This window comes from Streptomyces sp. NPDC027189 (assembly GCF_055566975.1).
Genome location: NZ_JBVHRI010000004.1, coordinates 53,610 through 75,370, shown reverse-complemented (window position 1 = coordinate 75,370; position 21,761 = coordinate 53,610). Strand labels below are relative to the sequence as shown.

At 69.8% G+C, this 21,761-nt stretch carries 20 protein-coding genes, 3 tRNA genes and 2 pseudogenes; 12 read left to right on the top strand and 13 right to left on the bottom strand.

The genetic code is table 11. The features are described from left to right. Positions 1 to 36: 36 nt before the first annotated feature. Positions 37 to 1,938: a DNA primase gene (dnaG, locus tag ACZ4RZ_RS11305; RefSeq protein ID WP_467743736.1), complete on the top strand. Its 1,902-nt coding sequence runs from the start codon at positions 37 to 39 to the stop codon at positions 1,936 to 1,938. Between the two features lie 186 nt (positions 1,939 to 2,124). Then, positions 2,125 to 3,429, top strand: coding sequence for an RNA polymerase sigma factor (locus ACZ4RZ_RS11300; RefSeq protein WP_467743735.1), 1,305 nt, complete (start codon positions 2,125 to 2,127; stop codon positions 3,427 to 3,429). Between the two features lie 158 nt (positions 3,430 to 3,587). On the opposite strand, the gene ACZ4RZ_RS11295 is transcribed toward ACZ4RZ_RS11300, so the two are convergent. From ACZ4RZ_RS11295 to ACZ4RZ_RS11280, 4 genes are all read right to left on the bottom strand, one after another. After that, positions 3,588 to 5,516, bottom strand: coding sequence for an ABC transporter ATP-binding protein (locus tag ACZ4RZ_RS11295; protein WP_467743734.1), 1,929 nt, complete (start codon positions 5,514 to 5,516; stop codon positions 3,588 to 3,590). Then, positions 5,516 to 7,249: an ABC transporter ATP-binding protein gene (locus ACZ4RZ_RS11290; RefSeq protein ID WP_467743733.1), complete on the bottom strand. Its 1,734-nt coding sequence runs from the start codon at positions 7,247 to 7,249 to the stop codon at positions 5,516 to 5,518. The genes ACZ4RZ_RS11295 and ACZ4RZ_RS11290 overlap by 1 nt, the downstream gene beginning before the upstream one ends. Before the next feature lie 188 nt (positions 7,250 to 7,437). Continuing rightward, positions 7,438 to 8,892 (bottom strand): xylulokinase, encoded by a 1,455-nt coding sequence (locus ACZ4RZ_RS11285; protein ID WP_467743732.1) that lies wholly within the window; start codon positions 8,890 to 8,892, stop codon positions 7,438 to 7,440. Between the two features lie 93 nt (positions 8,893 to 8,985). Continuing rightward, entirely contained in the window at positions 8,986 to 9,291 is a 306-nt protein-coding gene (locus ACZ4RZ_RS11280; protein ID WP_467743731.1) for a YtxH domain-containing protein, read from the bottom strand. Between the two features lie 145 nt (positions 9,292 to 9,436). Between ACZ4RZ_RS11280 and ACZ4RZ_RS11275 the strand changes: the two genes are divergently transcribed. From ACZ4RZ_RS11275 to ACZ4RZ_RS11265, 3 genes are all read left to right on the top strand, one after another. Further along, positions 9,437 to 9,509, top strand: a tRNA-Asn gene (locus tag ACZ4RZ_RS11275). Positions 9,510 to 9,514: 5 nt separating this feature from the next. After that, positions 9,515 to 9,587, top strand: a tRNA-Asn gene (locus tag ACZ4RZ_RS11270). A gap of 164 nt (positions 9,588 to 9,751) precedes the next feature. Further along, a tRNA-Ile gene (locus ACZ4RZ_RS11265) sits at positions 9,752 to 9,825 on the top strand. 547 nt (positions 9,826 to 10,372) lie between these two features. On the opposite strand, the gene ACZ4RZ_RS11260 is transcribed toward ACZ4RZ_RS11265, so the two are convergent. The 4 genes and pseudogenes from ACZ4RZ_RS11260 to ACZ4RZ_RS11245 all read right to left on the bottom strand — a co-directional run. Continuing rightward, entirely contained in the window at positions 10,373 to 10,627 is a 255-nt protein-coding gene (locus ACZ4RZ_RS11260; protein WP_453273392.1) for a Txe/YoeB family addiction module toxin, read from the bottom strand. Beyond that, complete coding sequence (locus tag ACZ4RZ_RS11255; RefSeq protein ID WP_453273391.1) at positions 10,624 to 10,887, bottom strand: type II toxin-antitoxin system Phd/YefM family antitoxin; 264 nt, start codon at positions 10,885 to 10,887, stop codon at positions 10,624 to 10,626. The genes ACZ4RZ_RS11260 and ACZ4RZ_RS11255 overlap by 4 nt, the downstream gene beginning before the upstream one ends. Before the next feature lie 259 nt (positions 10,888 to 11,146). Then, positions 11,147 to 12,199, bottom strand: a complete 1,053-nt coding sequence (locus ACZ4RZ_RS11250) for a fatty acid desaturase family protein (protein WP_467743730.1) — start codon at positions 12,197 to 12,199, stop codon at positions 11,147 to 11,149. 111 nt (positions 12,200 to 12,310) lie between these two features. Further along, positions 12,311 to 12,505, bottom strand: a pseudogene (locus tag ACZ4RZ_RS11245) (ribonuclease); the annotation flags it as partial. A 185-nt stretch (positions 12,506 to 12,690) separates the two neighbouring features. Here ACZ4RZ_RS11245 and ACZ4RZ_RS11240 point away from each other — a divergent pair. Then, entirely contained in the window at positions 12,691 to 13,524 is an 834-nt protein-coding gene (locus ACZ4RZ_RS11240) for a YhjD/YihY/BrkB family envelope integrity protein (protein WP_467743729.1), read from the top strand. A 65-nt stretch (positions 13,525 to 13,589) separates the two neighbouring features. Here the strand turns inward: ACZ4RZ_RS11240 and ACZ4RZ_RS11235 are convergent, their stop codons facing one another. The 4 genes from ACZ4RZ_RS11235 to ACZ4RZ_RS11220 all read right to left on the bottom strand — a co-directional run bounded on the left by ACZ4RZ_RS11235 (position 13,590) and on the right by ACZ4RZ_RS11220 (position 16,264). After that, a complete protein-coding gene (locus ACZ4RZ_RS11235; protein WP_095849775.1) occupies positions 13,590 to 13,799 on the bottom strand; it encodes a hypothetical protein in 210 nt (69 codons plus the stop codon). 156 nt (positions 13,800 to 13,955) lie between these two features. Further along, a complete protein-coding gene (locus ACZ4RZ_RS11230) occupies positions 13,956 to 14,909 on the bottom strand; it encodes a YihY/virulence factor BrkB family protein (RefSeq protein WP_467743728.1) in 954 nt (317 codons plus the stop codon). A gap of 320 nt (positions 14,910 to 15,229) precedes the next feature. Next, entirely contained in the window at positions 15,230 to 15,403 is a 174-nt protein-coding gene (locus ACZ4RZ_RS11225; RefSeq protein ID WP_467743727.1) for a CsbD family protein, read from the bottom strand. 603 nt (positions 15,404 to 16,006) lie between these two features. Beyond that, positions 16,007 to 16,264, bottom strand: a complete 258-nt coding sequence (locus tag ACZ4RZ_RS11220; RefSeq protein ID WP_467743726.1) for a LysR family transcriptional regulator — start codon at positions 16,262 to 16,264, stop codon at positions 16,007 to 16,009. A 110-nt stretch (positions 16,265 to 16,374) separates the two neighbouring features. Here ACZ4RZ_RS11220 and ACZ4RZ_RS11215 point away from each other — a divergent pair, with 110 nt between their 5' ends. The 6 genes and pseudogenes from ACZ4RZ_RS11215 (at position 16,375) to ACZ4RZ_RS11190 (ending at position 20,597) form a co-directional block, all read left to right on the top strand. Further along, entirely contained in the window at positions 16,375 to 16,656 is a 282-nt protein-coding gene (locus tag ACZ4RZ_RS11215) for a hypothetical protein (RefSeq protein ID WP_467744346.1), read from the top strand. Next, a pseudogene (locus ACZ4RZ_RS11210) lies at positions 16,566 to 16,826 on the top strand (SDR family NAD(P)-dependent oxidoreductase); the annotation flags it as partial. The gene ACZ4RZ_RS11215 and the pseudogene ACZ4RZ_RS11210, both read left to right, overlap by 91 nt. A gap of 130 nt (positions 16,827 to 16,956) precedes the next feature. Continuing rightward, positions 16,957 to 17,097 (top strand): hypothetical protein, encoded by a 141-nt coding sequence (locus tag ACZ4RZ_RS11205; RefSeq protein ID WP_467744344.1) that lies wholly within the window; start codon positions 16,957 to 16,959, stop codon positions 17,095 to 17,097. A 73-nt stretch (positions 17,098 to 17,170) separates the two neighbouring features. Further along, a complete protein-coding gene (locus tag ACZ4RZ_RS11200; protein WP_467743725.1) occupies positions 17,171 to 17,851 on the top strand; it encodes a response regulator transcription factor in 681 nt (226 codons plus the stop codon). Further along, entirely contained in the window at positions 17,838 to 19,139 is a 1,302-nt protein-coding gene (locus ACZ4RZ_RS11195) for a sensor histidine kinase (RefSeq protein WP_467743724.1), read from the top strand. The genes ACZ4RZ_RS11200 and ACZ4RZ_RS11195 overlap by 14 nt, the downstream gene beginning before the upstream one ends. Positions 19,140 to 19,262: 123 nt before the next feature. Then, on the top strand, positions 19,263 to 20,597 hold the full coding sequence (locus ACZ4RZ_RS11190; protein ID WP_467743723.1) for a hypothetical protein: 1,335 nt from the start codon (positions 19,263 to 19,265) through the stop codon (positions 20,595 to 20,597). 230 nt (positions 20,598 to 20,827) lie between these two features. Here the strand turns inward: ACZ4RZ_RS11190 and ACZ4RZ_RS11185 are convergent, their stop codons facing one another. Continuing rightward, on the bottom strand, positions 20,828 to 21,586 hold the full coding sequence (locus tag ACZ4RZ_RS11185; protein WP_467743722.1) for an SDR family NAD(P)-dependent oxidoreductase: 759 nt from the start codon (positions 21,584 to 21,586) through the stop codon (positions 20,828 to 20,830). Positions 21,587 to 21,761 lie beyond the last annotated feature (175 nt).

Genomic DNA, 21,761 nt, shown 5'->3' with positions numbered 1-21,761 from the left:
CGCTCGACTGTCACACCACCCCCGTAGAATTCACGCGTGGCTGGAAGGATCAACGACGAGGACGTGAAGGCTGTTCGGGACGCGGTCCCGATCGACGCCGTGGTGTCCGAGTACCTCCAGCTGCGCAACGCGGGCGGCGGCAACCTCAAGGGCCTGTGCCCGTTCCACGACGAGAAGTCACCGTCCTTCCAGGTCAGCCCGAGCAAGGGACTCTTCCACTGCTTCGGCTGCCAGGAAGGCGGCGACACCATCACGTTCGTGATGAAGGTCGACCACCTCTCCTTCTCGGAGGCCGTCGAGCGCCTCGCCGGCCAGGCGGGCATCACGCTGCGATACGAGGAGGGCGGGTACAACCCCTCCCACCAGCGCGGCGAGCGCATCCGCCTGGTCGAGGCGCACAAGGCGGCCGCGCAGTTCTACATCGAGCAGCTCGACACCAGCGCCGAGGCCGACACGGGACGTAAATTCCTCGCCGAGCGCGGCTTCGACCAGGCGGCCGCCGCCCACTTCGGCGTCGGCTACAGCCCCCAGGGCTGGGACCACCTCACCCGCTACCTCCGCGGCAAGGGTTTCACCGACAAGGAACTGCTCCTCTCCGGCCTCTCCCAGGAGGGCCGCCGCGGCCCCATCGACCGTTTCCGCGGCCGCCTGATGTGGCCGATCCGCGACATCGGCGGCGAGGTCGTCGGCTTCGGCGCGAGGAAGCTGTACGAGTCGGACAACGGGCCCAAGTACCTGAACACGCCCGACACGGCGATCTACAAGAAGTCCCAGGTCCTGTACGGCATCGACCTCGCCAAGAAGGAGATCGCCAAGAGCAGCCGGGCGGTCGTGGTCGAGGGCTACACGGACGTGATGGCCTGCCATCTGGCGGGGATCACGACGGCGATCGCGACCTGCGGTACGGCGTTCGGCGGCGACCACATCAAGATCCTCCGCCGGCTGCTGATGGACAACGGCTCGGCGCGCGTGATCTTCACCTTCGACGGCGACGCGGCCGGCCAGAAGGCGGCCCTGCGCGCCTTCGAGGACGACCAGAAGTTCGCGGCGGAGACGTACATCGCGATCGCCCCGGACGGCATGGACCCCTGCGAGCTGCGCCTCGCCAAGGGCGACGAGGCGGTCGCCGACCTGGTCGAACCCCGCACCCCGCTCTTCGAGTTCGCGCTGCGCCAGATCGTGCTGCGCTACGACCTGGAGACGCCGGCGGGGCGCGCCGCCGCCCTGGACGAGGCGGCGCCCATCGTCGCCCGCATCAAGAACAGCGGCGCGCAGCACGAGGTCGCCGTGCAGCTCGCCGGCATGCTCGGCATCCTCGACACCCAGTTCGTGGTCAAGCGGGTCGCCCAGCTGGCCCGTTGGGCCCGCGACCGCGGCGGCAAGGGCCCGGCGCCGGCCGGGCAGCGCCCCCAGCAGACGTACGCCGGCGGCCAGGCACCCGTCGGCGGCCCGGCGCTCAACCTCCGCAACCCCGTCTTCGCCACCGAGCGCGAGCTGCTCAAACTCGCCCTCCAGCGGCCGGAATTGGTGTCCCCGGCGTTCGACGCGTACGGGATCGACGAGTTCACCGCCCCGCCGTACGCGGCCGTGCGCCAGGCGATCATGGAGGCGGGTGGCGCCGAGTACGGCGTCCAGGACTCCCAGGAGTATCTGGTCCGGGTCCGTGAGGCCGCCCCGGACGACGTGGTGCGCGCGATGGTCACGGAGCTGGCCGTCGAGGCGATCATGCGCAAGACCGTCGACGAGGGCTACGCGGGCGACCAGCTCGTCATGGTCCGCCGCCGCGCCGTGGACCGCCGTATCCGGGACGTCCAGGGCTCCCTGGCCCGGCAGAGCGCCCACGGCGACCCGGCACAGCTGGCCGCCGTGCAGAACGAGTTGTGGGTGCTGCAGCAGTACGGGCAGGCGTTGCGCGAGCGGGGCGCGGAGGCGCTCTGAGGCCTGTGGGGCCCTGCTGCATGGCGCAGGGCGCACATGCCAAATCCGGTACGCCCATCAATCTGTTTCGCGCCCGGTGAGCTGCGCACTCGTACGACGCGGTAACCACGCGGTCACGGACCGGACGCAAAAAGTCACCGCACGCCCCTCGTGGCGGCGATGTGTCGTACTCCACACTGGGTTCCGGTGCCTGAGTCCTCGGAGCGCGGCCGACCCGAACGCGACGGGTTCCCGATCCCCGCGGTTCCGCTAAACGACTACGGGATGGACAGCGGCGAGGCCGTCGACCCCATCCCCGACGTACCGCTGCCGCACGTCTCAGCAGCGACATTCCTGGAGGTCGCCCCCGTGCAGACCCAGACCCTCACCCAGACCGACAACACCACGGACACGGACGCGGATACCGACGTCGTCACGGCGGTACCCCCGCAGAGCCGTGCCGCGCACCACCCTGAGGCGGAGCCGGAGGGCCCGCCCGGGCCGGACGAGCCGCCCGCGGGCGCCGTCGAGGCCCCGGAGGTTGAGGCCGAGGCCCCCGAGCCGGTCGAACTGCCCCGCGGCCGTACGGCCGACACCGGCGGTCCCTCGTCCGACCTGTTCCGCCAGTACCTGCGGGAGATCGGCCGCATTCCGCTGCTCACCGCGGCGGAGGAGGTCGAGCTCGCCCGCCGGGTCGAGGCCGGACTCTTCGCCGAGGAGAAGCTGCGTCTCACCCCCGACCTGGACAGTCAGCTCGCCCTCGACCTGGACAAGCTGGTCGTCATGGGCCGCATGGCCAAGCGCCGGCTCATCGAGGCGAACCTGCGGCTCGTCGTCTCCGTCGCCAAGCGGTACGTGGGACGGGGGCTGACCATGCTCGACCTGGTCCAGGAGGGGAATCTCGGGCTCATCAGGGCCGTCGAGAAGTTCGACTACGCCCGTGGGTACAAGTTCTCCACGTACGCGACCTGGTGGATCCGGCAGGCCATGTCGCGTGCGCTCGCCGACCAGGCCCGGACGATCCGTGTCCCGGTGCACGTGGTCGAACTGATCAACCGGGTGGTCCGCGTCCAGCGGCGCATGCTGCAGGAGCGCGGGTACGAGCCCACCCCCGAGGAGGTCGCCGCGCACCTCGACCTTCCCAGCGAGCGGGTCAGCGAAGTCCTGCGCCTGGCCCAGGAGCCGGTGTCGCTCCACGCGCCCGTGGGGGAGGAGGACGACGTCGCGCTCGGCGACCTGATCGAGGACGGTGACGCGACGAGCCCGGTCGAGTCCGCGGCCTTCCTGCTGCTCAGGGAGCACCTGGAGGCGGTCCTCTCCACGCTGGGCGAGCGTGAACGCAAGGTCGTCCAGCTCCGGTACGGCCTCGCGGACGGGCGCCCGCGCACCCTGGAGGAAATAGGCCGCATCTTCGGCGTCACCCGCGAACGCATCCGCCAGATCGAGTCCAAGACCCTCAACAAACTGAGGGATCACGCGTTCGCCGACCAGCTGCGGGGCTACTTGGACTGAGCAGGGCTGTCCCGTACTGGTCTCTCGCCTGCGGGTGGGTGGCGGCTTGTCGCGCAGTTCTCCGCGCCCCTGCAGGGGCGCGGAGAACTGCGCAGTCTTTTCGGGTGTCTGGGGGCGGAGCCCCCAGGTACGGGAGGGCAGGGGCGGGGGCGAGAAACTCAGTCCACCTCTGCCACTGCCTGCGCGAACTGGGCCTTGTACAGCCGCGCGTAGGCCCCGTTCGCGGCGAGCAGCTCCGCGTGGGCGCCCTGTTCCACGATCGAACCGTTCTCCATCACGAGGATGGTGTCGGCATCGCGAATCGTCGACAGACGGTGCGCGATGACGAACGACGTCCGTCCGTGCGCGAGCTTCGCCATCGCCTTCTGGATCAGCACCTCCGTACGGGTGTCCACCGAACTCGTCGCCTCGTCGAGAACGAGGATCACCGGATCGGACAGGAACGCCCGAGCGATCGTGATCAGCTGCTTCTCACCCGCGCTGACCCCGGTCCCCTCGTCGTCGATCACGGTGTCGTACCCGTCGGGAAGCGTGCGGATGAACCGGTCCGCGTGAGCGGCCCGCGCCGCCTCCTCGATCTCCCCGCGCGTAACGTCCCGCGAGGCCCCGTACGCGATGTTCTCGGCGATCGTGCCCCCGAACAGCCAGGTGTCCTGGAGCACCATCCCGATCCCGGCCCGGAGCTCGTCCCGGGACATCGTCGCGATGTCGACCCCGTCGAGAGCGATGCGCCCGCCGGTGACCTCGTAGAACCGCATCAGGAGGTTGACGAGCGTCGTCTTGCCGGCGCCCGTCGGGCCGACGATGGCCACCGTGTGCCCGGGCTCCACCTTCAGCGACAGATCCTCGATGAGCGGCTTCTCGGGGTCGTACCGGAAGGACACGTTCTCCAGCGCCACCCGCCCGCGCAGCTCGTCGGGACGGGCCGCCGGGACCGGGTCCGTCTCCTGCTCGTCCGCGTCGAGGAGTTCGAAGATGCGCTCGGCCGAGGCGACACCCGACTGCACCAGGTTCGCCATCGACGCCACCTGCGTCAGCGGCATCGAGAACTGGCGGGAGTACTGGATGAAGGCCTGCACGTCTCCGATGGACAGCGAGCCCGAAGCGACGCGCAGACCGCCGACCACCGCCACCAGCACATAGTTCAGGTTCGACACGAACATCATCAGCGGCTGCATGACCCCGCTGTTGAACTGCGCCTTGAACCCGGCCTCGTAGAGCTGCTCGTTCTGCTCGGCGAACTGCGCCGCCGACTCCTCCTGCCGCCCGAACACCTTGACCAGGGTGTGCCCGGTGTACATCTCCTCGATGTGCGCGTTGAGCTTGCCGGTGGTGCGCCACTGCTGCACGAAGTGCGGCTGCGACCGCTTGCCGACGCGCGTGGCGACGTAGAAGGAGAGGGGGACCGTGACCAGCGCGACCAGGGCGAGCAGCGGGGAGACCCAGAACATCATCGCGAGCACGCCCACGATGGTCAGCAGGGAGTTGATGAGCTGGCCCATCGACTGCTGGAGCGTCTGCCCGATGTTGTCGATGTCGTTCGTCGCCCGGCTGAGCACCTCACCGCGCTGCCGCTTGTCGAAGTACGACAGCGGAAGCCGCGACAGCTTCGCCTGGATGTCCTCGCGCAGCCGGTACACGGTCTTGTTGACCGCCCGGTTCACCAGCCGGGTCGCCACCGCCATCAGCAGTCCGGCCAGTACGAACACCACGAGCGCGAGCCCGAGTACCTCGCCGACCGCGTTGAAGTCGATGCCCTTGCCCGGCGTGAAGTCCGTCCCCGAGAGCATGTCGGCCATGCCGCCCTCGCCGCGCTCCCGCATGGACTTGAGCACCTCGGCCTTGCTGGCGCCGGACGGCATCTGCCGCCCGACGATGCCCGCGAAGACCAGGTCGGTGGCCCTGCCGAGGATCTTCGGTCCGACCACCGAGAGCCCCACGCTCAGCACGACGGCGAGCAGCATCGTGCACATCGTGGCGCGCTCGGGTTTGAACTGTGCGAGGAGCCGTTTGCCGGACCCCTTGAAATCCATCGAGTGCTGATCGGGGCCGCCCCCGGCCATCATGCGTCCCATCGGCCCGGCCATCAGGCAGCCTCCGCTTCCGTCAGCTGGGAGAGCACGATCTCCCGATAGGTCTCGTTGTCCGCCATCAGTTCGTGGTGGCGCCCGGTGCCGACGACCCGGCCCTCGTCGAGGACCACGATCCGGTCGGCGTCCCGGATGGTCGACACCCGCTGGGCGACGATCACGACGGTCGCCTCGGCGGTCTCCTCGGCGAGTGCCGCCCGCAGCGCCGCGTCGGTCGCGTAGTCCAGCGCAGAGAAGGAGTCGTCGAAGAGGTAGATCTCGGGGCGCTGTACAAGGGTGCGGGCGATGGCCAGGCGCTGGCGCTGGCCGCCCGAGACATTCGTGCCGCCCTGCGCGATCGGCGAGTCCAGGCCGTTTTCGAGAGCCTGCACGAAGCCCTTGGCCTGCGCCACCTCCAGCGCTTGCCACAGCTCCTCGTCGGTCGCGTCCGGGTTTCCGTACCGCAGGTTCGTGGCCACCGTGCCCGCGAAGAGGTAGGGCTTCTGCGGGACGAGACCGACCGTCCTGGCCAGCAGCTTGGGCTCGATGGTCGCGACGTCCACGCCGTCGACGAGCACCTCCCCGTCGGTGGCGTCGAACAGCCGGGGGACCAGCCCGAGCAGCGTCGACTTGCCGCTGCCGGTGGACCCGATCACGGCAGTCACCTCGCCGGGCCGCGCCACCAGGTCGATGGCCTTGAGCACCGGCTCCTCGGCACCCGGATAGCGGAACCCGGCCCCGCGGATCTCCAGGTGACCGTGGCGCCGCAGCTCCAGGACGGGCGCGGTGGGAGGCACCACGCTGCTGTCCGTGGCCAGGACCTCCTGGATGCGCTCGGCGCAGACCTCCGCGCGCGGCACCATCATGAACATGAAGGTGGCCATCATCACGGACATCACGATCTGCATGAGGTAGGCGAGGAACGCCGTCAGATCGCCGATCTGCATGCCGCCGCTGTCGATGCGGTGGGCGCCGAACCAGACGACCGCGATGGACGACAGGTTCACCACGGTCATGACGATCGGGAACATCAGCGCCAGCATCCGCCCGGTGCCGAGGGACACCTCGGTCAGCTCGGTGTTCGCGCCCCGGAAGCGGTCCTTCTCGTAGTCGTCGCGCACGAACGCACGGATCACGCGGTTGCCGGTGATCTGCTCGCGCAGCACCCGGTTCACGGTGTCCAGGCGGACCTGCATGGTGCGGAACAGCGGGCGCAGCCTGCGCACGATGAGGGTCACGGAGATGCCGAGAACCGGCACCACGGCGACGAGCACCCCGGACAGCGGCACGTCCAGGCCGAGGGCCAGGATGATGCCGCCCACGCACATGATCGGCGCCGACACCAGCAGGGTGAACGTCATCAGGGTGAGCATCTGCACCTGCTGGACGTCATTGGTGGTGCGGGTGATCAGCGAGGGCGCCCCGAAGTGGCCGACCTCGCGCGCCGAGAAGGACTGGACGCGGTCGAAGACGGCGGCCCGGATGTCCCGGCCCACCGCCGACGCCGTACGGGCGCCGTAGTAGACGGCCCCCGTGTTGCAGACCACCTGTGCCAGCGAGATTGCGATCATCACGGCGCCGAAGGACAGGATGTAACCCGTGTCCCCCTTCACGACACCGTTGTCAATGATGTGCGCGTTCAGAGTGGGCAAGTACAGAGTTGCGCAGGTTTGCAGGAACTGCAGTAGCACCAACAGGGAGATGGGCTTCTTGTACGGACTGAGGTAGGTCCGAAGGAGTCGTATGAGCACGCGGGGTCTCTCGGAGTCGACGACGGCAGGGCGATCGACGGACGATCAGTGGTCGATCGGCGGGCGATCGGTGGTGCACCACCCCCTATCGTCGAACACTCCACCCGTGTTACCTCAACTGATTAACCCAACTGCGGGCCAAGAGTGGACAAGACCTCAGACCTCGGACGTAGGCCGGTGGGGGCGCGTCACGCCCGGAATGCCCCCGGATGCGTCTGTTCGCGTACGGAGACGTACTGCTGCCGTACGGCCTGCCCCACGGCGAGTTCCTCACCGGGCTCCAGCACTTGGGCGACCGCACCCTGCCAGACGGGAGGCAGCCGCGGGTCGAGCGTGCCCTGCGAGACCCCGAGGGCCCAGGCCGCCTGCCGGGCCGCGCCGAGCGCCGCGTAGTCCGCGGGCTGCGGTACGACGACCTGCGCCCCGAACAGCGCGGGCGCGACCGCCTGGACGGCGGGCAGCTCGGCGGCCGGTCCCAGAAGGAAGATCCGCCGTACGTCGACACCGCGCCCGCGCAGCACGTCCAGCGCGTCCGCGAGCCCGCACAGCATCCCCTCGAAGGCGGCCCGCGCCAGATGCTCGGGCCGCATCGACTCCCGCCGCAGCCCGGACAGCGTCCCCGCGGTGTGCGGCAGATTCGGTGTCCGCTCGCCCTCCAAATAGGGCAGCAGTACGAGCCCGTGGGCGCCCGGAGTCGACTTCATCGCCAGGTCGGACAGGCCCTCCAGGTCGGGCACGCCGAGGAGTTCGGCGGCGCCGCGCAGCGCCCGTACGGCATTGAGCGTGGTGACGACCGGCAGATGCATGCCGGTCGCGTCCGCGAGGGAGGTGATCATGCCGTTGGAATCCACCAGCGCCTCGGGGTGCACGGCCATCACGGACCCGGAGGCGCCCAGGGACACCACCGCGTCCCCGAGCCCGATGCCGAGCCCGAACGCCGCCGCCATCGTCTCGCCGGTCCCGGCGGAGATCAGCAGCCCCTCCGGCGTCGTACCGGCCGCGTCGGACGGGCCGAGCACCTCCGGCAGCGCGGCCTGGTGTCCGAGCGCCAGCTCGACGAGATCAGGCCGGTACGCGCCGGTCGCGGCCGACCAGTAGCCGGTCCCGGAGGCCCCGCCGCGGTCGGTGGTCCTGCGCACCGGGCGCCCGAGCAGCTGCCAGACCAGCCAGTCGTGGGCCTGCAAGAGCACAGTGGTCCGCAGCGCGGCCTCCGGCTCGGTCTTGTTCAGCCAGCGCAGCTTGGTCACCGGCTGCGCGGCCTGCGGTACGCAGCCCACGGCCTGCGCCCACGCCTCGCGTCCGCCGAGCGCGTCGATGAGATCGGCGGCGGCGACCTGCGCCCGCTTGTCACCGCCCACCAGCGCCGGGCGCACCGTATTGCCCTGCGCATCCAGCGGGACCAGGGCGTTCTGCTGGGCCGAGACGCCGATGGCCTGCACACCTTCGAGCAGTCCGCCGCCGGCGGCCTCGCCCAGGGACAGCAGCCAGGCCTGTGGGTCGACGTCGGAAGGACGCCCGCCGCCCTCGGTGGCTTCTACCGGATGCGGCGCATACCCCTGCCTGAGCACGGCACCCGTGTCCGTGTCGCAGACGACGATACGAGTGAAATCGGGCGAACTGTCCAACCCGGCGACTATCCCCATGGCGGAAATTCTGCCGTACGCCGGGGCATGACCGCGCCGCGTGGGCACGGCGGGTCGGAGCTCGCGTCCCGGGCGCGGTCGGAAGGGCCGGCCCTAGGTGTTGCTGGTGCCCCAGTCGTCCCCGCCGGTGCCGTTGGTGTTCCGCTCGCGCAGGGAGCGCACCCGCTCGGCCACCGAGTCGGGGACGTGGTCGCCCACCTTCTCGCTCACCACGTGGTACGCCTTGCCCGCGAACTCGCGGCCCTGCTGGGCGGCGGTCTCCGCGGTGTTACGCACTGCCGGGTTCTCGGCGACCTGGCGCGCGGACTTCTTCAGCTGCTCGTAGCGCTCGCGCCCGGCGCGCGTGCCGAGCACGTAACCCAGGGCCAGTCCGGCGACGAATGTGAGCCGGTAGCGCATGACGGCCACCCTTCCCTTGCGTCGGCATCGGTGCGGGGGGAACCGATTGGCGAACCACCCCCCTGCTTGCGCTAATGTATGTGTCGCAGCGAGCGCACGCCCCCTGGCGAATACCCAGGTAGGTACGTTCGATGCAACGAGGCAATCCTCCGTAGCTCAATTGGCAGAGCAGCCGGCTGTTAACCGGCAGGTTACTGGTTCGAGTCCAGTCGGGGGAGCTCGGTCTCCTGTAGCTCAATTGGCAGAGCAGCCGGCTGTTAACCGGCAGGTTACTGGTTCGAGTCCAGTCGGGAGAGCAGCGGAAGAGGACCCCTCCGGGGTCCTTTTTCATGTCGCGGGAACCGCGCAGGCCGCGCCGAAGTCCTCATGGTCGTGCGATGCCGACCATCCGAAGCAGGAGATCGTATGAGCGGCTATGCTGCGGCAGACGGCGCGCACAAATGTGCGCGACACGCCGTATGGGGCGGTAGCTCAGCCGGTTAGAGCAGCGGACTCATAATCCGTCGGCCGTGGGTTCGAGTCCCACCCGCCCCACCTTTAATGTGTCCCGACCTGCAGAAACGTCTCTTCGGGTGGCCGGATTCGGCGCTCTGGGGCAACGGATTCCACTCCGTTGGCCGTTACTTCGGTGAACGCATGGGGCTGGGGGCGCATCTGTGCTGTGACCTGCGGTGATGAAGTGACTGGAGAGGCAGTGGGATCGCATGGAGCCGAGGCCAGGGGACACTCAGGGGACACGAGGCTTCGGGAACTTCAGCTCGGTTCGTCGTGCAGTGCCCGGCGGTAGGCCTCTTCTTGTGACCGGTCGGCTTCCATCGGATCTGTCGTGACGGAACAAGCCGTCGAAGCGGGCGGGGCCTACAGTCAGGCGGCAGGGGGCGCGTCAGGTCGCTGGCAGAGGCGGAGAGCATCGTTCGGTCCGCCTCGGCGCGCAGGCTCGCTTCGTGGGCCGGGCTCACCTCGACGGGGCGGATCTCGAACCGCAGCGTGTGTGTTCTCGCGCGCTGGGCTGCCGCAGTTCTGGGGGCGTCGCCTCAGCGTTATGCGCGCTTCGGGACCGGCGATGGTTCTTCGGGCCGTGTCAGTAGTGGTATCGAGCCTGGACGATGATCAACTCATCGTCGGTCGGCCTGTACACGAGCCGGTGGGTGTCGTCGATTCTCCGTGACCAGTAGCCCGACAGGTCCCCTTTCAAGGGCTCCGGCTTGCCGATGCCCTTGAAGGGGTCGCGCGTGGTGTCGTCGATCAGCTTGTTGATGCGCTTGACCATCTTGCGGTCGTTCTCGGCCCAGTAGGTGTAGTCCTCCCAGGCGTGCGACGTGAACGAGATCTTCACGCACGCTCCGCGTCGGGGTCGATCAGCTCACGATGCCGGGCCTCGCCGGCCTCGGCCTCGGCGATCGAGTCGAGCAGGCGGCGGGCGTTCTTGGGGGAGCGCAGGAGGTGCACTGTCTCGGTCCAGGAGCTGAAGTCCTCTTCGGACATCAGGACGGCGTTCCCCTTGCGGGAGGTGATGTGAACCGGTGCGTGATCCTCGTTGACCTGTTCGATCAGCGGGAACAGGTTCTGGCGCGCCTCGCTGGCGGTGATGGACATGCTTGCCGCCTCCCTTCTCGACTTGTACAAGATATAGTACGAGTCTTGAGCGTGTCCACAAAGCAGCCCCTGTCGAGCTCGAGGCGCGTCAGCTCGGAATGGGGAGCCGAGGGCATCGCTTGCGGCCCCTCATAGGGGGACGACCGAGATCTTCGGGCTCCCCAACCCGCCTTCCGCGGTTGAATGCCGATGCAGGGCGCTGAACGCGAGTTCCTGTGTGAGGTGCCCTTTGGTCACAGCTTCCTGGGGCAGATGCGCGTCACACGTGGGCGGTGCTGATACGGGCTCGCCGCAGTGGCGCTCCTGCTCGGTGGAGGCTGGCGAGTGCTTGCCGGTAGGAGGTGATCAGTCCGGTTTCCAGGTAGTCCACGCCCAGGTCCTGGCAGTAGTGGCGGACGATGGACCGGGCCTTGCGCAGGTGGGGGCTGGGCATGCTGGGGAACAGGTGGTGTTCGATCTGGTGGTTCAGTCCGCCCAGGGCGAGGTCGGTGAACCAGCTGCCGCGTACGTTGCGTGCGGTGAGGACCTGGCGGCGCAGGAAGTCGGGGCGGTCGTTGCCGGTCAGGATGGGCATGCCTTTGTGGTTGGGGGCGAAGAGGCAGCCGAGGTAGAGGCCGAACAGGCCCTGGTTGACGGCCAGGAACGCGATCGCCATGCCGGGCGGGAGGACGAGGAACACTGCGGTCAGGTAGGAGGCGATGTGCCCGTAGAGCAGCGTGCCGTCCAGGGCGCGGTTCTTCAGGGCGCGGTTGCCCAGTGCCCGCGCGCTCGAGACGTGCAGGTTGACTCCTTCCAGAGCGAGCAGGGGGAAGAAGAGGAACGCCTGCCAGTGGCCGATGATCCTCGGCAGTCCGGTCGCGGCACGGGCCTGGTCCTGGGACCACACCAGCAGGTCGGGGGCGATGTCGGGGTCGAGGTCCTCGTGGTTGGGGTTGGCGTGGTGGCGGGTGTGTTTGTCCTGCCACCATCCATAGCCCATCCCGATCGCGGCCCCGGCGATGCGGCCGGACGTCTCGCTGGGCCGGCGCCGGCGGAAGACCTGGCGGTGGGCGACGTCGTGGGCGAGCAGAGCGACCTGCCCGAACATCACGGCGAGGAACGCGGCGACCGCCAAAGTCCACCAGCCGGCGCCGATGAGGACGAACGCGCACCAGCCACTGGCGTAGGCGACGGCCACGGCGATGGAGCGGACGGTGTAGTAGCCGGGGCGCCTGTTCATCAGGCCGGCCTCGGCGATCTTCTTGGACAGGCGGGCGAAATCACTGCCGCCTGCGGGGGGAGGCAGGCGACGGGGCGGGGTATGCGTGGTCATGCTGTCGGTGTGTCCTTCCCGGCCGATGGGCCGCGTCCGTCCGTGTGCCGGATGCGAGGCGGCAGCCGGGTACCCGCATCCCTGCGGCCGGCACACCAGCCGGGGTGCTTGTCAGAGTTTGCGGGCGTCGCGGGGCTCGACGTAGGGGTTTTCCCCGGGCGGGTGGCCGCTGTCGATGGCCCGGGCGCGTTCTAGTTCGGCGTGCCACTGACAGAATCCCGGGCCGAGCAGGATGGCGATGTTGGAGATCCACGTCCAGACCAGGAAGATGATGATCGCGGCCATGCTGCCGTAGGTCTTGTTGTGATCGCGGCGAAGGGCAGGATCATCACGGGCCGTTTGGCGATGTTGTGACCCCTTGAGGATCCGCGATGTTGTGGTTGCGCACTCACGGATGTCGGCTTCCTGGATCATGGCCGCGTCGTGAGCCGTTCGGGAAGCTGCGTCGCGCCCTCGCGGGCCGCCGGTGTCGACCGTGGTAGTCGACAGGCATGCCGATGCAGACCCCGGGTGCCGCAGGCCGTTCCTCTCTGTTCGAACGGCTGGGCCGCGTGATCAGCCATTCACCAGTCGCACGCGGATGGCGGCGGAGCAGCGACCTGGGGTTGGGGCAGCGTTCGCTGGGTTTCGCGGCGCTGGGGTTCCTCACACTGGTGCCGCTGCTGATCATCGTCTCCTCGGCCGATCCAAAGCATGGGCGGGGATTCGCGCAGTGGCTGGGGGAAGGACTCGGCGTGTCGACGACCTCCAGGGAACATGTGGAGCAGTTGTTTATTCGTCCCGGTCAGGCTCTGCGGACCACGACCGCGTTCGGACTCGCCGTCCTCGCCGCTTTCGGCCTGGCCTTCGGGGCAGCGGTGCAGTCCGGCTATGAGAAGGTCTGGGATTTGCCCCCGGCCCGCTGGTGGGCCAGGTGGCGCCATGTGGTGTGGCTCGGCGTACTCATCGGCTACCTCTTCGCTTCCGCCACCACCACGCTGCGACCCGAATCCCTGGCCGGTGGGTTCGTCGCATCGCTGAGCGCCGTCCTGTTCTTCTGGTGGTCGCAGCGCATACTGCTGGGCGGGCGGGTTCGCTGGCGCGCCCTGGTGCCCGGCGCGGTGGCTACCACGGTCGGGCTGCTCGGTCTCAGGATCTTCTCCCGGCTCGTCTACTCGCCGCTGATCGCCTCCAACGCCGTCACCTACGGCCCCGTCGGAACCGTCCTGGTCATCCAGTCCTGGCTGGTCGGTGTGGGCGTCGTCGTATTCGGCGGTGCCCTGGTCGGCCGGCTGCTGCACGAGGAGCTCCCACGCGTGGCACGTGCACTGAAACGGCGAGGATGAGACGGGAACCTCGGAGCCCGGAGCTGCTCACGCCCGAACGCCCGACGCCGGGGGCGTGCGCCTGATCAGCGTGCATCAGACCGCATCCTCGCGTGGACGACGGCCATACACGGCGAGCAGTAGCGTTCGGCCGGTGTGTCATCGAGGACCGGTCTGGCACCGACGGTTCGTGCGACCTCCTGTCCGCACAGTGTGGTGCGGGCATCACCCTTGGCCCTGACGTGCCACATGACCCCGGCACCGGTCGTCGCAGGGTCGGCGATCATCTCGTACATCGGCCTCTCCTCTGGTTGAGACCCCCGTGGGCGGTGGGTCGCTTCGTCCGGGGCGAGCCGGGAACGCGCTACTGGCCGGGGAGCCCCACCCCACTCGCCCCTCGGTGGGTGGCGGTGGGCACTCGCCGCAAGGGGCGGGTCGGTGACCGCTCGGTATCAGGGCCTGCGCGGTGTTGTTGGTGGACCGCTGCCGTCCGCTGCCCGCTGGGGTTCGTCGGTCACTGCGGGTCCGGTCCCGGGAACCGGGACCTCACCTGCGTCTGCTTCGCTGGGCTGCGCTGCTGTGCCCGTCGCCGTCCAGGCGGCGCAGTACAGCAGCAGCCTGGCCATGAGGTTGATCCACAGCACGACGGCGACCGGGACGGCGAAGGCGCCGTACATGCTCTTTCCCGCGACGCCCTGGAAATAGCCGGTCAGCAGCAGCTTGAGCAGTTCGAAGCCGACCGCACCGATCAGACCGGCGACCACGACCGCACGTCGGCCGGGATGCACCCGCGGCAGCCGGGTGAGCAGGTAGACCAGGAGCAGGAAGTCGACGAGCAGGGCAATGGCCAAGCCCGCGAAGAACAGCAGCACCCGTCCCGCCCCGCCCTCGATCCCGACCTTGTCGGCTGCCCAGCCGACCGCGCTGTTCGCGAAGACCGAACTGCCCATCGCGACCAGCCCGACCACTCCGAGACCGACCAGCACCCCGGTGTCCTTGATCCTGAGCAGGATCGGATTTCCCGGGTCCTGCTCCTTCTCCCAGACCGCACGCAGGCACCCGCGAAGGGCGCCGACCCAGTTGATGCCGATCACGAGCAGCAGCGCGCCCGCAATGAGCCCGACGGTTCCGGCGTGAGCGACGAGGCCCTTCAGGTTCAGCAGGTTGGAAAGGCCCGGCGCCTGGCCGGCAATCTTGTCCTCAAGCTTGCTGAGCTGGTCCTCGCTCAGCAGCTTGGCGCCGATCGCCGCGCCCGCAGTGATCAGCGGAAAGAGCGCGACGAAACTGATGTAGGTGACGGCGGCGGCGAGCCGGGCCCAGTGGGTCTTGGCCAGCCGCTCGTACGCCCGCCACACGTGCGTACGCATCAGCCGTGCGATACCAGGAAGCCTTGTCAGCCAATCCATGGTGAACACCTACTCTCAGCGTACTCACGGCGGGAGAAGAGGCATGTAGCGGCGAAACCCGCTTTCCGTACTGAGATCGTTTGGCCGCCAGTTCAGGGACAGGACAGTCGCGGTGACCGACTTGCTTGCACGGCGAACCCGTTAGAGGGCCCGGGTTGTCGGCGGAAACCTTGATCTCCCCGGTGGCGGAAACGATCACCCCACTGGCGGACAACTCCCCGCAGACAGCAAAACTCCCCACTGTGCACGGCTTCCACCCCTAACGGAACGGCCCCACGGGAACCATCGACTCGTACTTCGGCGGGCCCGGGGTGGAGTGGTCAGTGCTTGAAGGCGTCCTTGATCTTCGCCCCGGCCTGCTTGATGTTGCCCTTGACTTGGTCTCCGCGGCCTTCGGCCTGCAGGCGCCGACTGCCGGTGGCGCGGCCGGCCGTCTTCTTGGCGCCGCCTTTCATCGCTTCGGCTTTGTGCGCGATCTTCTTAGCGAGACTCATGGATGGCCTGCCTGGGTGAGTTCTCTGCTGGGGTTCGGTGGCAGGAAGATCCGTGGCGCTGGCCGGCCACCGATCTGCGCGTGGGGGCGGTCTACCGGGGGGCGGACCGGTGCCCGAACAAAGTGCAGTCTGCTCCGATGACCGCCGTCCGGGGCGGGAGCGCGATCACCGTGGAGTGAGCCTCCCTGCGCGTTCGCGTCCGAGGATGACGATCATGACCCGCTCCAAGGATCTGCCTGCTGCTCCCACGGTAGAACCGCACCGTCCACGAAGCCACCGCGGCAGGGACGGCAGGATTCCCCGGGACTGGCGGCTCACTCGCTGCAGACCATCGACCGCCACACCGCTCGATCTTCTAGGCGGCCGTAGGCGAGAGAGGGCTTGGTGAGTCACGCTTGTGTTGCCGCTCGAAGAGCACCCAGCCGGGGCGGGCCTGGTGAACCGGCCAGTGAACTACTCCCCGCTGCCGGTCAGCACCTCCTCGGATGGCATTCCGAAATGCCACATGGCCTCGGCGAACGCCGCCGGGGGCCGCCCGGCCCAACGGCTCCGCCGCGACCTTGGCGATCACGACAAAACGAGAATGATCATCGATCCCCGTGATCAGCTTGCAGCCATGGCGGCCAGTGGCCGGTCGTGGCGGGCCAGCACCGCGCGCGCCTCGGCGAGCAGGGTGAGCCCGGCGTCGGTGGGCCGGACCCCGGTACTGCTGCGCACCAGCAACCGCACACCGAACTGGCGCTCCAGCCCCACCACGGTCTGGGAGAGAGCGGGCTGGCTGATGTGCAGCCTGCGTGCCGCGGCGGACAGGCCGCCCTCCTCGACGACCGCGACGAACGCGCGCATTTCCCGCAGCTCCATGGCCTCATCGCATCACGGGTGCGGCGGCCTGCGCCATCGTGGACCTGGTCGAGGACGCTCGCCGCCGGAGGGGCTGCCCTTCGGGCCGAAGCCGTGGGGCAAGCGGCCACATGGGGTTACCGCTCGGCGAGAACGGAATTCTCACGATGAGGGCTGTGGTGGTCGGCGCATTCAGTGGCCTGGGCGGGTGCATCGGGATCGACTTGGGCCGTCGTGGCGACCAAATCGCCCTGCCGGCACGCCGGCACGGACGGCTGGTCGACGTGGCGAAGGAAGTGAGTGCGGGCACGCTCGCCGTTGCGTGCGACGTGACCGATTGGGCCGTCGTGGCGACCAAATCGCCCTGCCGGCACGCCGGCACGGACGGCTGGTCGACGTGGCGAAGGAAGTGAGTGCGGGCACGCTCGCCGTCGCGTGCGACGTGACCGACCAGTCGTCCTGCCGGGCGGCGATGGAGGGGGCCGCCGCCGGGCTGGGCGGTATCGATGCCCTCGTCCACGCCACCGGTATCGGGCCCCTCGCCCGGATCGAGCAGCACGATGCCGCCACTTGGCGCCGGGGCATGGACACCAGCGCGATCGGCGCGGAGTTGGTCACGAACGCCGCGCTCCCGCGCCTGTCGGCGTCGCCGCCTACGTGTCCACGCTCGGCGTCACACTCACGCCCGCCCGGCCCGGGTTCGCGGCCCATCTGTGAGCGAGTTGGCCCTCGAAAGGGGCCATCTCACGGGCGCCCTGCTGGAGTTGGAGGAGTTCCTCCGCGGCTGCGACACCGTGCTGCGCTGCGGCGTCACCATCCCGGAGGTGACGGTGATGCCCCGGCCGCCGGTCTGACGGTCGTCTGGGGCCCGCGCCCGGCCGCGGTCGCACCGGTCCCGTGGCGCGACTCTCGCGTAGCGTGAATCCCATGCGGGTGCTGGTCGTCGAGGACGAGGAGCGGTTCGCGGCCGGGCTCAGGAACGGGCTGGAGGCCGAGGGGTTCGCCGTGGACGTCGCGCCGGACGGGGTCGACGGGCTGTGGATGGCCCGCGAGAACGCGTACGACGCGATCATCCTCGACATCATGCTGCCGCGGCTCAACGGCTACCGCGTCTGCCGGGAGTTGCGCGCCGGGGGCGACTGGACGCCGATCCTCATGCTCACCGCCAAAGAGGGCGAGTGGGACGAGGTGGAGGGGCTGGACACCGGGGCCGACGACTACCTCACCAAGCCCGTCTCGTACGCCGTACTGCTCGCTCGGCTGCGGGCGTTGTTGCGGAGGGAGGCACGGGAGCGGCCCGCGGTGCTCGCCGCGGGTGATCTGCGGCTCGATCCGGCCGCCCGGACCGTCACCCGTGCCGGGCGTGAAGTCGAGCTCACCGCACGGGAGTTGGCCGTCCTGGAGTTCCTGCTACGCAGGGCCGGTGAGGCCGTGTCCAAGCGAACCATCCTCGGCCATGTCTGGGGCGACGACTTCGAGGGCGATCCGAACATCGTCGAGGTGTATGTGCGGCGCCTCAGGAACAAGGTCGACCGGCCCTACGGGAGGGAGTCCATCCAGACCGCGCGGGGGTACGGGTATCGGCTGGTGCCTGATGGCGGGCGGTGAGCGCGCGGTGGGCGCGGGTGGCGCTTCGGACCCGAGCGCTTCGGACCCGGGCGGCGCGGCCGGGAGCGCGCGGCTGCGAGCCGTGCGGATGCGGGCCACCCTCATCGCCGTACTGGCCGTGGCGCTCGCCCTGGTGGCCGGCGGTGCGGCTCTGGTGCTCGGGCTGCGGGCCGAACTCAGCAACGACGTACGGGACGCCGCCCGGGCGCGGGCGAAGGAGGTCGGCGGCGTCATCGAGGCGGGCCGGGGCGTCCCGGCCCCCACCGTCGCCGATCCCGCCGAGGAGTTCCTCCAGGTCGTCGACGAGAACGGTGCCGTCGTCGCGGCGAGCGGCAATGTGGAGGGGCGTCCGGCGCTGGCCCGGCTGCGGCCCGGTGGCAGCACCGAGGTAGACACCCCGCTCGACGAGGACCCCTTCCTCGTGGTGGCAGTCGGGGCCGATGACGGGAACCGTACGTTCGTCGTGCTTGACGGGCGGGCGCCCGCCGGGGTCGCCGAGGCCACCGCGACGGTCACCCGGCTGCTGTTCATCGGCGTGCCCGTCCTGGTCGTGGTCGCCGCCGCCGCGACCTGGGCCGCGGTCGGGCGGGCCCTTCGCAGGGTGGCCCGCGCCGAGGCCGCGCAGCGCCGGTTCGTCTCCGACGCCTCGCACGAACTGCGTTCACCCGTCGCCACCGTCCGGCAGCACGCCGAGGTCGCCCTCGCTCACCCGGAGCGGGCCGACCCCGGTGCGCTGGCCGGGACGGTGCTCGAAGAGGCCGTACGCATGCAGCGGCTCGTCGAGGATCTGCTGCTGCTCGCCCGCGCGGACGAGAACGTCATCGGGCCCCGGCGGCGCCCCGTCGACCTGGACGACCTGGTCTTCGAGGAGGCCCGGCGGCTGCGGGAGAGCGGCGCCGGGCCGCGGATCGACAGCGGCGGGGTGTCGGCCGCGCGCGTCCTGGGGGACGAGGACGCGCTGCGCCGCCTCGTCCGCAATCTCGGCGAGAACGCCGCCCGGCACGCCCGGTCCCGCGTCGCCCTCACCCTCGGCACCACGGCCGGCCGCGTACGCCTGCACGTGGACGACGACGGACCCGGCGTCCCGGAACCCGAACGGGCCCGTGTCTTCGAGCGGTTCGTACGGCTCGACGAGGCGCGGGCCCGTGGTGAGGGCGGGGCGGGTCTGGGCCTGGCCATTGTCGCGGAGGTGACGGCCGCGCACGGGGGGACGGTCGCGGTGTGGACGGCGCCGGAGCTGGGCGGGGCGCGGTTCACGGTGACGTTGCCGTCGGGCGAGGGTTCCTGAGGCGTGCCGTGACGTGCCGTGCCGTGCCGTCGGGCGAGCGCCCCTGAAACGGCGTTCAGGGTCGTTCAGCTTCTGTTCAGCGGGTCCGCGGGACGCTCGGTGCATCACGCCGAGGAGGCTGCCATGAGCGTCAACCGCAAGGTCCTGCTGCCCGGTGCCGTCGTGAGCGCCGCCGTGCTGCTGGCCGGTGCCTGCTCCGGGGGCGGGTCGGGGAATGAGGCGAAGAAGAGCGGGTGCGTGCACGTCGTGGACGAGAACACCGGCAGGACGCGAGCCGCCTGCCTGCCGCTCGCCCCCGACCGCGAGCGCGTCGACCTCGCCGAGCCGCACTTCGCGCACCCGACCGACGTCACCAACCCGCTGCACCCCACCGCGAAGGTCGCCCAGACCATCTACGGCGGCCAGGAGTCCGGCAAACCCTTCCGCACCGAGGTCAGCCTGCTGCCGCAGACCAAGACCATCACCTGGGGCGGCCGGTCCATCAAGGCCCTGACCTCCCAGTACGTCGCCTTCTCCGACGGACGCATCCACGAGGTCGCCCTCGACTGGTACGCACAGGCCGACGACGGTTCCGTCTGGTACCTGGGCGAGGACGTCTTCAACTACGAAAACGGCGTCGTCGCCGACACGGAGGGGACCTGGCAGGCGGGCCGCAAGAACGCGCCCGGCGCCATGATCATGCCTGCGCACCCGAAGAAGGGCGACGTCTACCACACGGAGAATCTGCCCGGCGTGGTCTTCGAGGAGGTCACGGTCAAGGCGGTCGACCAGAGCGTCGACGGGCCCTACGGGAAGATCACGGGTGCGATGACCGTCCGAGAGCTGCACATGGACGGCACGACCGAGGACAAGGTCTTCGCGCCCGGGTACGGGGAGTACTCCACCGGGTCCGCGAGCGGCGACCTGGAGGCCGTGTCGCTCGCCGTGCCGACCGACGCGAAGAAGGCGCCGCCGCCCGCGAAGCTGGCCACCCTGGACCGTGCGGCCCGCACCGTCCAGGAGACGCCGACGGCCTCGGCGGTACGTCGCCTGCGCGCCGCCTGGGACACCTACCGCGCCTTCGACGCCGTACCGGCCCTCCTTGAGCGGCAGATGACACGCGACCTCGACGCGCTCGGGAGTGGGGGAGCGAAGGCCGTGGACGCCGCGCTGCGGGTCGCCGAGAACACGAGCGATCTGCGGCTGCGATACGAGCCGGTGGGCACGGTCGACCGCGGGCGACTCGGGCTGTGGGCACGGCAGTTGCGCGTCGACGCGAAGGCCGGTGGCGACGGGGCGGTGGCCGGTGACGTCACCAGCCTGGAGCTGGTCTGGGAGCGGGTGCGGCGGGACGCGCCGGGTTCGGCCGTCGGCACGGACCTGAAGAGGCTGCGCGCCGCGGTGGACCGCAAGGACACGGCCGAGGCCGGCCGGCTGGCGCCGGGCCTGGTCGCGGACATCGCGCGACTGGGCGGCTAGGGCTGTCCGGCGGATCGGGTCGGAGGGGCGCTGCGGCGCCTCATAAGCGCGGGTGAGCGGGTCCTGGTGGGTCCAGCTGCGAGGCGGAGGAGGGCGACGACGCGATGGGGGGTCCCCCTGTTCGAGCGAAGCCGAGAACTTGGGGGAGTCGGCAACCGACGACAACGCCGCGGATGGGCGTGCCAGGACCCGCGTCTCCGACCTGATCCGCCGGACAGAACACCCAGCCCTCAACGCCCGAGCGCCGCACCGCCATTGATGTGCAGGAGCTGGCCCGTCATGTACGCCGCCTCGGGGGAGGCCACGTACCGGACGGCCGCGGCGATCTCCGACGGGTGGCCCGGCTGACCTGTGAGGGACTGGGCCACCCGGGACGCCACGAACTCCGGAGTCGCGCGGTCGCCGAAGAACTCCGTGTCGCCGACGAAGCCGGGAGCGACCGCGTTCACGGTGATGCCCTCGGAACCGACGCGCTGAGCGAGGTCGTACGTGTAGGTGTTGACCCAGCCCTTGGAGCCGCCGTACGAGCCGGGGCCGCGCAGCGAGGCGATCGAGGAGAGCTGCACGATACGGCCGCCGGGGCGCCGTACGTGGGGGAGCAGGGCCTCGGTGAGCAGGACCGCGGTCAGGACGTTGGCGTCGAAGTTGCGGCGGTAGCTGTCGGCTACGGACGCGAGCGAGCCGTCGTGCGAAGGGGCCACGTTTCCGCCCGCGTTGGCGACCAGCACGTCGACCGGGGTGTCGTCCGCGGTGATGAACTCCCTTGCCGCACCGACCTGTTCGGGATCGGCAAGGTCCGCCGCGTACCAGGACGCGGTCCCGTCCCCGTAGCGCTCGTCCAGTCCGTCGGCCGCCTTGCGCAGTATGTCCTCGCGGCGGCCCAGGAGCACCACCCGGTCCCCGTCCGCGGCGAACGCCTCCGCCGTCGCCAGGCCGATTCCGGTTCCGCCGCCGGACACCACCACACGTCGCCGCGCTCGCTGGGTCATACCGCTCCATCCTCGTCTTCGAGTGTGAATTCTGGTCACATGTGCGTACGGGGTGCGACGCTACGGAGGCCGTCCGATGCCGTCAAGTGGCTTGATATGAAGCCCGGTTGACCTGGTGATTCGTTTCGCCGTGCGGGCGACTGGGCAGGGATCGTGCAGCGTTTGTCCCGGTCCA